Annotated in this window: 13 protein-coding genes; 6 read left to right on the top strand and 7 right to left on the bottom strand. The window is 46.1% G+C overall.

The window, feature by feature from the left end; translation table 11 throughout:
- Nucleotides 1-2: 2 nt before the first annotated feature.
- The 3 genes from AC5SLM_RS09465 to AC5SLM_RS09455 are packed head-to-tail and all read right to left on the bottom strand — an operon-like array spanning nt 3 to nt 3094.
- On the bottom strand, nt 3-653 hold the full coding sequence (locus AC5SLM_RS09465; RefSeq protein WP_495250711.1) for a cytochrome c oxidase subunit 3: 651 nt from the start codon (nt 651-653) through the stop codon (nt 3-5).
- On the bottom strand, nt 646-2316 hold the full coding sequence (locus AC5SLM_RS09460; protein ID WP_495250710.1) for a cytochrome c oxidase subunit I: 1671 nt from the start codon (nt 2314-2316) through the stop codon (nt 646-648). The genes AC5SLM_RS09465 and AC5SLM_RS09460 overlap by 8 nt, the downstream gene beginning before the upstream one ends.
- Nucleotides 2306-3094, bottom strand: coding sequence for an SCO family protein (locus AC5SLM_RS09455; RefSeq protein WP_495250709.1), 789 nt, complete (start codon nt 3092-3094; stop codon nt 2306-2308). Before AC5SLM_RS09455 ends, AC5SLM_RS09460 begins: the two co-directional genes overlap by 11 nt.
- A 121-nt stretch (nt 3095-3215) precedes the next feature.
- Here AC5SLM_RS09455 and AC5SLM_RS09450 point away from each other — a divergent pair, with 121 nt between their 5' ends.
- Entirely contained in the window at nt 3216-3662 is a 447-nt protein-coding gene (locus AC5SLM_RS09450) for a copper chaperone PCu(A)C (protein ID WP_495250708.1), read from the top strand.
- Nucleotides 3663-3690: 28 nt separating this feature from the next.
- Complete coding sequence (locus AC5SLM_RS09445) at nt 3691-4266, top strand: SCO family protein (RefSeq protein WP_495250707.1); 576 nt, start codon at nt 3691-3693, stop codon at nt 4264-4266.
- On the opposite strand, the gene AC5SLM_RS09440 is transcribed toward AC5SLM_RS09445, so the two are convergent.
- The gene (locus AC5SLM_RS09440) at nt 4244-4378 is read right to left on the bottom strand and encodes a hypothetical protein (RefSeq protein WP_495250706.1); all 135 of its coding nucleotides are present in this window, start codon (nt 4376-4378) and stop codon (nt 4244-4246) included. The two genes, AC5SLM_RS09445 and AC5SLM_RS09440, sit on opposite strands and share 23 nt — an antisense overlap.
- Before the next feature lie 19 nt (nt 4379-4397).
- Between AC5SLM_RS09440 and AC5SLM_RS09435 the strand changes: the two genes are divergently transcribed.
- The 4 genes from AC5SLM_RS09435 (at nt 4398) to AC5SLM_RS09420 (ending at nt 9079) form a co-directional block, all read left to right on the top strand.
- The gene (locus tag AC5SLM_RS09435; RefSeq protein ID WP_495250705.1) at nt 4398-4871 is read left to right on the top strand and encodes an RNA polymerase sigma factor; all 474 of its coding nucleotides are present in this window, start codon (nt 4398-4400) and stop codon (nt 4869-4871) included.
- A complete protein-coding gene (locus tag AC5SLM_RS09430) occupies nt 4868-5842 on the top strand; it encodes a FecR family protein (protein WP_495250704.1) in 975 nt (324 codons plus the stop codon). Before AC5SLM_RS09435 ends, AC5SLM_RS09430 begins: the two co-directional genes overlap by 4 nt.
- A 98-nt stretch (nt 5843-5940) precedes the next feature.
- The gene (locus AC5SLM_RS09425; protein ID WP_495250703.1) at nt 5941-8292 is read left to right on the top strand and encodes a TonB-dependent receptor; all 2352 of its coding nucleotides are present in this window, start codon (nt 5941-5943) and stop codon (nt 8290-8292) included.
- Nucleotides 8293-8572: 280 nt separating this feature from the next.
- Nucleotides 8573-9079, top strand: a complete 507-nt coding sequence (locus tag AC5SLM_RS09420) for a GlcG/HbpS family heme-binding protein (RefSeq protein ID WP_495250702.1) — start codon at nt 8573-8575, stop codon at nt 9077-9079.
- Nucleotides 9080-9098: 19 nt separating this feature from the next.
- Here the strand turns inward: AC5SLM_RS09420 and AC5SLM_RS09415 are convergent, their stop codons facing one another.
- The 3 genes from AC5SLM_RS09415 to AC5SLM_RS09405 all read right to left on the bottom strand — a co-directional run bounded on the left by AC5SLM_RS09415 (nt 9099) and on the right by AC5SLM_RS09405 (nt 11619).
- On the bottom strand, nt 9099-9839 hold the full coding sequence (locus AC5SLM_RS09415; protein WP_495250701.1) for a choline kinase family protein: 741 nt from the start codon (nt 9837-9839) through the stop codon (nt 9099-9101).
- A complete protein-coding gene (pnuC, locus tag AC5SLM_RS09410) occupies nt 9836-10438 on the bottom strand; it encodes a nicotinamide riboside transporter PnuC (protein WP_495250700.1) in 603 nt (200 codons plus the stop codon). Before pnuC ends, AC5SLM_RS09415 begins: the two co-directional genes overlap by 4 nt.
- Nucleotides 10439-10527: 89 nt before the next feature.
- Complete coding sequence (locus AC5SLM_RS09405) at nt 10528-11619, bottom strand: TRAP transporter substrate-binding protein (protein ID WP_495250699.1); 1092 nt, start codon at nt 11617-11619, stop codon at nt 10528-10530.
- Nucleotides 11620-11721: the final 102 nt, after the last annotated feature.

Here is an 11721-nt window from a genome sequence, read left to right as displayed (position 1 = left end):
TCCTAATAAATCAGATAAAAAAATGGAAAAACAAACACCCACACAAGATGCACCAGATCCCAATACAGTGCTGTATTTTCCAAGATGACAAAATTCTTGGGGGTGATTTTTTGGGAGCGTATCAACCCAAGCACCCAAAGCATGGCGCCAATGCCTAAGATGATGTGCAACCCGTGCAAACCTGTGATGCTAAAGTAAAGGCCAAAAAACATCACCGCACCATCGCCCATGCTCGCAAGGTGCGCAGAACCGGGGTAAATGCCGTGGCTTATCTCTGTACTCCACTCCACGTACTTGATGCCCAAAAACACCACCGCTAGGGCAATGGTGAGCCAAAGGTAACGCTTACATGTAAGCACATCGCCGTTGCGCAATTTCACCAAAGAAAGCCCCATACACAAAGCCGAAACCAAAAGGATGACCGTATTTGTCCCGCCCAAAAGGAGGTTCAAGCCTCCCGAAGAGGTGACAAAGGCCTCGTCAAATTGAAACAGGTAAAAGGCGTAAATCAAAAACATGGAGCCAAAAATCATCACTTCGGTAAACAAAAAGAGCCAAAACCCAATCTTTGCGCCGATGTAATCATCGTTAAAATCTACGATTTCATGGGCGTTTCCCTCTTTGTCATACGCAACTTCTACTTTCTTATCCATGACCGTGGCCCTCCTTTACCGAAAGATCCATCCTGTGCACAGGTTCGCCGTTTTTGTACTCGTATGGGCCAAAATCCACATAAGGAATCTCCCCAAAATTTTCCAGCTGTGGCGGCGAAGGGATTTGCCACTCTAGGGTTGTGGCGTTCCACGGGTTGGGGCCAGCAGGCTCGCCATAGCGCCATCCACGGTAGAGCGTAGTGAGCATGTAGAGTATGCCGATGGCAAAAATCCAAGAGCCAACCCCTGAGAGTTTGTGGTAAATCTCAAATTCAGGCAAATAATCAAAATACCGCCGTGGCATACCAAAGGCGCCTGCTAAAAACATAGGGAACCACAAGAGGTTAAACCCTACAAACACCGTATAAAAAGCTCTTATTGCGTGCTTTTCGCTGTACATGCGGCCTGTAAATTTGGGGAACCAGTAGTGAAACCCTGCGAACATCAAAAAGGCAACGCCACCAAGCATCGTGTAGTGAAAGTGGGCGACTACAAAATAGGTATCGTGAAAGTAGACATTCACGCCAATAGTTCCCAAAATCAGCCCCGTAAGCCCTCCGATGATAAAGGTTACAAAGGTGCCAACCGCCCAAACCATGGGCGCTTTAAAGTCGATGGACGCCTTATACATGGTCGCAATCCAATCAAAAAATTTCACCCCCGTTGGCACCGCTACAAAAAAGGTAAGCACTGAAAAAATCAACTTTACCGTGTCGGAGATGCCCGAAGTAAACATGTGGTGCCCCCACACAAGGTAGCCAATCCCCGCAATCATCGCCGAAGAAATAGCGATGGAGCGGTACCCAAAGATGGGCTTGCGGCAAAAGGTCGGCACGATTTCTGAAGCGATACCAAAAGCAGGAAGAATCATCAAATACACCGCAGGGTGCGAGTAAATCCAAAACATGTGTTCAAAGAGCACTGGGTCACCCCCTTTGGTCGGGTCAAAAAACCCTACCCCAAACACCCGCTCAAAGATGACCATCACCAACGAAACCCCCACAATGGGTGTCGCGAGGATTTGTATCCACGCGGTTGAGTAAAGCCCCCACACAAACAGTGGCATCTTAAAAAAGGTCATCCCCGGTGCGCGAAGGCGGTGAATGGTCGTTACAAAGTTGATGCCCGTGAGGATGGAAGCGAGACCGAGGATAAACGCGGCGGTTAGTGCCCAGATGACATTGGTGCCTGTTTTGATGCTATAAGGGGCGTAAAATGTCCAGCCTGTATCGGCAAAGCCATCGCCCACGAACAGCGAAGCCACCGCTAAAATCGCGCCAAACATATACAACCACCACGAAAGCAGATTGAGCTTTGGAAACGAAACATCCCGCGCGCCTATTTGCAAGGGCAAGAGGAAGTTGCCAAGGGCCGCGGGGATGCCAGGCACGATGAAGAGAAAAATCATAATCACGCCGTGCATGGTAAAGACTTGGTTGTAGCGTTGGGGCGACATGATGTCTTGCCCAGGGCTAAAAAGCTCCAAGCGCATGGAAAGGGCAAGCCCCACGGCCACCAAGAAAAACGCAAGCATTGAAAAGAGGTACAAGATACTCACGCGCTTGTGGTCTATGCTAAAAATCCATTGAAAAATCTTGCTTTTATGGTGCCCAAACACCGTGTGGGTGTGTTCATAAAAACTTCCTGGGATACTAGGACTCATGGTCGGGATCTCCTTTTTTTCTTCGCTTTGGGGTGATGAGATAGATAAAAAATCCACTGATTAGCACAAGCATAACCGTGGCAAAAATCTTGTTGATGGAAAGGACATATTTGCTGTTTTCTGGGTCAAAGGAAAAACAAAACGAAAGGGCTTTTGCAATGGTAGGGCGCACTTTGCCCTCGCTGGCTTCAAGCAGTGCCATCTTCACATCAAAATGGAGGTATTTGATGCCATTAAGGTAGCGCGTAATCTTCCCCTTGGGCGAAACGATGGCAAGCCCCGCGGGGTGAATGTAATCCACAAAGCCTTGCTTGTTGATGATTTTTTCATACTCAAACCCAAGGGCTTCGGTGAGCGCGTCGATGGTCGCTTTGTCTTGCGCGACTAAAAAATTCCACGCACTTTGGTCGTAATCTTTGCGCAACGCATTGAGGTGGTTTCGCTTGCTCTCAAAGGCATCATCAGGGGAATCATCAGGAGCAAAACTGATGGTAAGCACCCTGTACTCTTTGCCCTCGCGAAGTTGTATCTTATCTAGTGATTTGACAATGCCATCTATCTGCGGGCCGCAAATGCCAGGACAGGAGAAATAATTGAGCGAGATAATCGTAGGTTTGCCTTGCAAAAATTCGCCTAGGGTTTTTTCTTGGGCATTTTCATCCACGAAAGTAAGCTCAAGGGGAAGGTAAGAGCCCAACCGTTCATAGGTGCCTATTTTTGGGCTATCGCCAAAAGCAACACACGCTGCGACCAAACATGCCATCAAAAAGAGTTTCATAGGAGGCCAATCTTAAAGTGTTTTTTTTTCGTCACAAGAAATGGTATCCCAGCGGAGATAAATTTAATATTATTTTAACAATGTTGACTATAATGCATCAAATAATTTTAAGGAGACACTGATGCTTAAAAGGTTTTTCATAGCACTACTTGCGTGCGCCACTTCTGTCTTTGCCGCGCCCATCGAGGTTTCAGACGCCTATGTAAGGGCGGTTCCCCCAAACCTTAAAAATTCTGCTGCTTTCATGAAGATTGCAAACACCACCGCAGAAGAACTCTTTCTCCTTAGTGCCGCTTCACCCGCTGCCGCGCGCGTTGAACTTCACGAACACGTGATGGAAGGGGGCATGATGAAGATGCGGCCCGTTGAAAAAATCGCCATCGCTCCCCACGCACACACCACCCTCGAGCCAAGCGGCTTACATGTAATGCTCATCGGACTCAACACACCCCTGCGTGAGGGCGAAACCATCGTTCTTGAATTGCACTTTTCAAACGGCCAAAAACAGACACTTGACGCGGTGCCCATCAAAAGTGTTATGATGGGGATGCACAAACACAAGATGTAAAACATCTGTACAACGCATTGGAGGTATTATGAAAAAAGGGGTCATTTTTCTCGTGGGCGTGGGGTTGCTCTTTGGAGCGTTTTGGGCGGGTGCTACGTACGTGCAAGACCAAAGAGAGATAAAACCCTACGCGTTTGAGCTCCAAAGTGCCGATGGGCCCGTACGTTTGAGTGATTTTAAAGGCAAAATGCCCATCGTCTATTTTGGCTACATGTACTGCCCTGACATCTGCCCCACTACCCTTGCCCAAACCGCTAACGCCTTGCAAAAACTCCCCAAAGAAGAGGCCGATAAGTTTCAACTCCTCTTCATCAGTGTCGACCCCGAAAGGGACGGGATGGAGGACCTTAAAGAGTACGCGCAGTATTTTTACCCTGATGCACTGGGCTTAAGTGGCGAAGAATCTGCCCTTAAAAAAATCACCCAAAATTACGGCACGTACTACGCAAAAGAGTTTAACGAAAACTCTAGCCTAGACTACACCGTGGCCCATACGACTTTTCTTTATTTTTTTGACACAAAAGGAAGGCTTGCCCACACACTAAAACACGCCCAATCGCCCGATGAAATCGCCCAAGTACTCAACGCGATGCTAGCACACTGATTTTCCCTTTACATGTAAGGATGCGTGCCTTTTTTAAGACCAACGCCTTCTTACATGTAAGGCCTACACAGTGCCATTGCGCTCCTTGTAAAAATATGATAATATTTCTCATTATCTTCCAGTGGCGGGAAATGCTAAAGTATTACAAAGAAATTCTCATCTTTTCAAAAAAACTTCTCAGCAACAAAGAGTGTGCGCTAGATGTCACGCAAGAAGCGTATCTGCGCATGATTCAAGCCGAAAAAACAGTGGACATTAAAAACAAAAAAGCCTACTTGTACAAAACGGCGCGAAACATCATTATCGATGATTTTCGCAAGGCAAAAGATTTTCAAAACACCTCCTTTGAAGAGGAAGCGTTTTGCATCCCTAAAGAACAAGAACCGCACAACATCCTCTTTCACGAAGCACAACAGCAGCACCTTCTCAACATCCTAGGCACCCTTCCCAAAAAAACGCAACGCGCGCTAGTGTTGTACCTTGTTGAAGGGCATTCCAAAACCCAGATTGCCACGATGATGAACGCCACCAAAGAGACCACCGAAAAGCTAATCGCACGAGGGCTGGTCAAACTCAAAGAAGCACTTAAAGTTGAGCCATTATGAACGTAAATCCCGAACAAACCCTAGACGAACAAGCTGCGTATTGGCACATGGCCATGAAAGATTCGCCAAGCCACGAGGCGCGCGAAGACTTTAAACAATGGCTACAAAACGAAAAGCACGCGCAAGCGTATGAAGCACTGTTGCAAATCGAATCTTTGTTTAAAACACTTCCCCTCGAGACAAAAAATGCACTTGTGGAAAAAGTAGCGCCCAAAAAAAGAGAGCGGCTTTCCTTTTGGAAGCCTCTTGCCGTGGCCGCAACGGTGATTTTTGCATGTATTGGGGCGTTTGAAGCATACACATACACGCACTTCAAACGCGCAAGAGAGGTTAAAACAGCCTATGAGGGCCGCGAGATTGTGCTCCCTGATGCCTCCAAGATACACGTGGATGCTAGCACGAGGCTTTCCATCACTTACCATAGCGATAAAAGAGAGGTTACCTTAACGCAAGGGCAAGCGACGTTTGAGGTTACCAAAGATGAAAAACGCCCCTTTATCGTCAAAAGCCCCCACCTTGATGTAACGGTTTTGGGAACCTATTTTTCCGTAAGTTCTTTTGAAGAGTTGACTTCTGTTTATGTTTTAAACGGTAGCGTGCGTGTCAACGAAAACACTAAAAACACCCTTTTGGCGACACTAAAAAAAGGGGAAAGCCTTGTGTTTGATGGCAAGAAAACTCGCGTGCTTTTTGTAAAACCCTTTGACACGGGCAAGTTTGCATTGTGGACGAAGAGGATTATCTCCTTTGATAAAACGCCCATAAAACAAGCGTTGAAGAGCTTTGAAAGGTACAATGACCTCTCTTTTACCCTCTCCTCTTTTGATACGTCTTCTTTGTTTGTGACGGGTTCGTTTCACGCCAAAGATGTAGATAAGTTTTTATTTGCATTGCAAACCATCTACGCGCTCAAGGTTGAAAAACATGAAAATCAGATTGTGATTTCGCCCAAAAATAAAGCTTTGAAATAGCACTTTGTATTTTCTTTTTTAAAAATGTCCCCTTTTTCTTTTTTTCTCCGTCTTATGCTTTAGAGAATCATTCTCAAAATAGACAAAAAGGAATCATCATGGGATACCAAACATCCTTGCGGGCATTTGTTTTGGCGACTTCACTGAGCGCTATGTTATGTGCGAGTGGTAGCACCTTATTTTCGATTGCTTCTATGCCACTCAAAGAGGCTATAGAAAAAATCTCCGACCAGTCAGGACTGCCTTATCTGGTCGATGCTGCGTTACTGGAAAACAAGGGGGACACCCCTGCCATTCTCAACGTCGAAGGCACGCAACGCGCACTTGACGCCGTCCTAAAAGAGAGCGGCCTTAAAGCAACAATCAAAAATGGCACGATTATGATTGAAGAGCAAAAAGAGGATAAACCCACCGAATTAGAGGCCATCTCCATCAGCGCACGGCAAGGAGAAGGCACGGTGCAAGAGGGGTATCTTGTCAAAGAAACAACCAATATCGGGCCGTGGAAAGGTAAAAGTTTACAAGATACGCCCTATGCTGTGAATGTGATGTCTGAAGAGTTGATTGAAAACTTACAAGCTACCTCAATCGACCAAATTTATGCGATGAATCCCACGATACAGCTATTGCAACCTCAATCCACATGGGGAGCCACAACTCCCACACTAAGAGGTTTTACTAGCTATGCAACAGTATTTAATGGCATCAAGAGGGAAGAGTATCAATTTGACCTTGCTTCAAATCCCGAAGAATATGAACGCGTGGAGACAATAACAGGACTCTCGGGATTTTTGTACGGAGGAGGTAATATCGGTGGAGTTATTAATTATATCGCCAAAAGACCTACCCCAACACAAGAAGGGACGGTTTCCGTAGGAAATGCGGGAGGAAGCGGCTATTATGCTCATGCTGATTTTGGTGGCCCAATAGACGAAGAAGGAAAATTTGGCTATCGACTAAATGTGCTAACACAAGATGGTGACACTTTTGTAGATAACCAAAATCATGAGCGAAGTCTGGCAAGCCTTGCTTTGGATTGGCATGCGAGTGATGCATTGCTAATTCAACTTCTTGCCTCTCATAGCGAGAATAAACTTGAGGGAAGACAACCTTTTTGGAATTTTGCTAGCGGGGCCAATAGACTGTCTGCATCGTCGATAGATAACACAAAGCTTTGGGGACAAAAATGGGCGTCTACTGAGCATGAAACAACAAAATACAGCGCTAATGCACAGTGGGATATCTCAGAGAGTGTCAACTTCAGAACTGCTGCACTTAAAGAGACTACCAAGCAAAAGCGAGTGCAATCTATAAACACGGTTCAAGCTGACGGTACATACACTCAGACGACGACCGATTGGGGCACCGACTATCGTATGATAAATGGCTACGGTGGTTATGCTTTTTTTGATTTTAATTTCAAGACTTTTGATATAAAGCATGAATTAACCACAGGCATGCAAATAAGTGACAGTTATTATGATATTTACAATCATAGCTCTACTGCTGTGACACTTAGTGGTCTTACACTCGATTCTCCAACCTATGTTTCAAAGCCCGCTAGCGGAGCCTCCCTTGCCACTGATAAAAATGTTAACCATACCCGAAGTACGAATTATTCAATCGGCGACAGCATAGAGCTTAGTCCTCAGTGGTTCATGCTCGTAGGAGCAAGTCATGTAACGGTTGAGAATAAAGACAGCGGATACAAAGAGAGTGCGATTACCCCATCGGTTTCTTTAGTCTATAAACCCTTAGACAATCTATCTCTCTATGTAAGTTACATGGAGGGTTTTGAGCAAGGGGGCATGGCGGGGGATGAATACGGCGGATATACAGTTGTTAACGCCAATGAAGTGATGGATCCCCTCAAAAGCGAGCAAATCGAAATCGGTGCCAAATGGACGCTAGGAAATGTACTTCTTACTACGGCGTTGTTTCAAATCGATAAAGGGTTAGAGTATTATGATTTATCCAATCCAACTTTGCCCAAGTATGTGCAAGATGGCAGGCAAGTACACAAAGGGGTGGAAACAACCTTTGCGGGAAAACTAAACGAAAGACTAACTCTTTTGGGTGGATTTACCTACCTTGATACAAAAGTGAAAGAAAACAAACAAAACCCAGAACTTGAAGGCAAGCGCCCTACTGATGTTGCCGATAAATTTGCCAAGCTTTATGTGGAATATGCGCCATTTGCCAACCCAAATATCGTGCTAAATGCTGGGGTTAACTACACAGGCAGTTTTTACGGAGACAGTATGAATACCGACAAAATACCCAGCTACACCTTGCTCAATACTGGCGTAAGGTACACGACCAAGTTCAACACTTACCCACTTACTTTTAGGCTCAACGTCAACAACGTCACCGATAAAGCTTATTGGATAAATTCCGCTTATCTAGGAGATGGCAGAACCATTCACGCGTCTGTGTCCATGAAATTTTAATCACCAAAAAAAGGGAGGGGGGGGCAAAGCCCCCTTGGTGATTTGTCAAAAACCCGCTTAAATCTCCCTGCTCAACATCGCCCACACACCCTTTTTAGCATCCCCGCTATTTTCGCGCTATACACTTAATGTAAAGTTTTTACATTAAGTTAAGAAAAGCAAGGGGGTGCAAAACAAAAACACAGGTGGCGCGCTAGAACTTGTTTGCATGAAGCAAAAGGTCAAGAGAAACCCAGTTGAACCCTGTTCTTATCCACATAACCACAAGGAGAATATTCCCATGAAACACTGTACAACCCGCATCAAAACCACCCTTCTCGCCCCTGCTATGGTCTTTTTGGCTCTTTTTGCCTTTGCCCCTTCCGCTAGCGCGGCAGGAAGTGCTGACATCACCCTCGACCAAGCCCTCGCCGTTGTCACGGCCGCGCGGGCAAAAGCCGAAAAACAAGGCACGCTGATGAACATCGCCGTGGTGGATGCGGGCGCTAACCTCAAAGCCTTCATCCGCATGGACGATGCGTTTTTGGGTAGCATCGATATTGCCACTAAAAAAGCAAAAACCGCACGGTTTTTCAACATGACCACAGGAGAACTTGGAGCTTTGGCGCAACCAGGCAAATCGCTGTACAACATCGAGTTTTCCAACGGTGGACTCATTACCTTTCCCGGCGGTATCCCGCTTAAAGATGCCAAAGGCACTATCATCGGCGCCATTGGCGTGAGTGGCAGCAGTGTAGAAAACGACCACGAAGTCGCCCTAGCAGGTGCCGCGGCGTTGTTAAAATAACCGCTTCAAAGGGGAACGCCTAACCTTGCCTCCCCTTCTTTTCAAAATACGCACGCAACCACATGTCACACAAGGTTTTGTAGACTTTTTTGTAGGATTCTAGTTTTTTATAGTCGATTTTTTCTTTACATGTAAAGTAAGTGTGGAGGAAAAAATGGGCCTCTTTTTTGCCAAGGCCAAACTCCACGATGAGGGAAGCTAAGTCAAAATAGCGGTCATTGACCCGCGCGTATTCCCAGTCGATAAGCCGCACTAAATCCCCGTGAAAAAGGATGTTTTTGGGGTTTAAGTCGTGGTGACACAGCACGGGCTCATGGCTAAAAGTTTTGAGTGATTTAAAAAGCAAAAACGCTTTGGTTTTAAAAGGCTCCCTAGACGAAGCCGTGTGCTCTTTATCCGCGTCGTAGGGTCTTTGGTAGCAAGGGATGCCATGCAGTGTGCGCAGTGTTCGCGCAAGCCCTTGGAGCTGGCGCAAGGTGGGGTTGGCGCGGTGGTAGCCTTGGGTAAAGTTGACAACCATGAAGGCATGCTCTAAGAGTAGCGGTTTTTGACCGATTCCTTTGATAAAAGCTTTTTTGCCTATCTCAAATTCGCGCTTTCGGTTAAGGGAGCTTTTGCCAAAAACCCGCACGAGATAGCGGTGTTTTGTGCTCACAAGAAGGTAATTTGTGTTGTTGTAGCCTTGGTTTTCTAGGCGCGTAAGGCTGATGAGCGTCTCGTTGGCAAAGAGCGCATAGGTGCGCAAAAACGAGATATTCATAGGCGCTTGGCATCATTTTTCCACTGAAAAAAGCCCCAAAACGCCAACACTGTATAAAGCATAAACAACACCGCCGTCAAATAAAAGGCTTTTTCGATGTAAATGTAAATAGAAACCGCGTCGATGACCACCCAGTAAAGCCAATTTTCCAAAATCTTTTGGGCCAGCATGTAGGTCGTAAACACCGCAAACACCGTCGTGGCAGAGTCTAAATAGGCAAAATCCGCGTGCGTGTAGGTGTCCATCACGTAGCCAAACCCCAGCGACACACCGCCAAGCACAAGGATAATAGTGAGGTTTTTTGCCACGCCCCATGCGCTTACATGTAAGGCTTCGTTACCCATCTTTCCATGCTTCCATGCATACCAACCATACACCGCCATGACGAGGTAATACCCATTGAGCACCGAGTCCATCAACAACGCCGCGTCAAAGAAGAGGATGGCAAAAATAAGCGTACTCACAAACGCCGCAGGCCAGCACCACAAACTCTGACGCATCGCCAAAAGTAAATACGTCACAGACAACACCACCGCCACCGCCTCCCACGGGGATGTGGTAACAAGCGCTTCGTACGCGCCGTTTAAAAAGTCGTTCATTTAGTTCCTTGAAGTAGCTTTTTTCATTTAGAGAAATGGTGCTTTGATGTGAGTTAAACCCTTACATGTAAAGAAACCAAAGAGCGCTTTCACTGGTTGTCCCTGATGTAAGCAAACTCACCGATGTTTGTCCACGCTCTTGCTTTTTTCATGTATGTTTGTTGGGATGCGACAATGTTTTTAAATTCAGAACTTTTAGCAGACTCTTCGGCGACAAGTTCGGCGTTTACTTTTCGCATGGCATCCATGACGGGTTTTGGAAATGTTTTAACGTTGATGGTAGGATATTCTATCTTTATCTTCTCCCACGCCGTGGTGCTCATGTCGTAATTTTGAACCAACATGTCATACGCCGCCGTGCGCATAGCGACTCTTAAAATCTCTTTGTTTTTAGGAGAAAGGGCATCAAATTTGGCTCTACCGATAATAAACTGCAACTCCGTTGCCGGCTCGTGCCATCCCGTGTAGTAATAGGGCGCGATTTTATGAAACCCCATGTCAATGTCCATGCCCGGCCCAACCCACTCTAGCGCGTCGATGGTTCCACGCTCCAATGAAGCAAAAAGTTCTCCTGGGGCAATGTTGGTCACCGCGCATCCGAGTTTTGCAAAAATCTCCCCCGCAAACCCTGGAATTCTGATTTTCAATCCTTTGAGGTCTTCCAAAGAAGTAATCTCTTTTCTAAACCAACCGCCCATTTGGACACCTGTATTGCCGCCAGGAAACGCGTACATCCCATGTTTTTCGTAGGATTTTTCCATGATTTCCATGCCGCCGCCAAAGTAAAACCATCCGTACTGTTCCAACGCATTCATCCCAAAGGGCATGCTTGTAAAAAGGGGAAGTACTGGGTCTTTGCCTTTGTAGTAATACGAAGCGGTGTGTCCCATCTCGTATTGTTCTTGTTTTACCATATCCATGATGCCAAAAGCCGATTTGTGCTTATTGACCGTATCGATGCTGATGGTAAATGCTCCCCCACTCATCGCATGTACCATGTTTGCCATATTTTCTACCGCGTTGGCAAAAGGAGGAAAATCCGTGCCCCAAGAAGTTGCCAACTTCCATGTCACTTTATCGCTTTTGGTAACAGCTGGTGCTTTTTCACAGCCCGTAAAAAGCATTGCTGTGCCCACAACAAAGGCTAAGGCGCCAAGGATTTTTTTAAAATCAACATCCATCCACACTCCTTCAAATTTTGCATCAATGAAAGTATATACTAGCCAAGACGCGTTTACATGACATTTGCGCGGCTTCCTTACATGTAAAGAAAAATAATTGCC

It is taken from the genome of Sulfurospirillum sp. HTRB-L1, from assembly GCF_059415125.1.
This window is presented reverse-complemented; position numbering and strand designations above follow the sequence as displayed.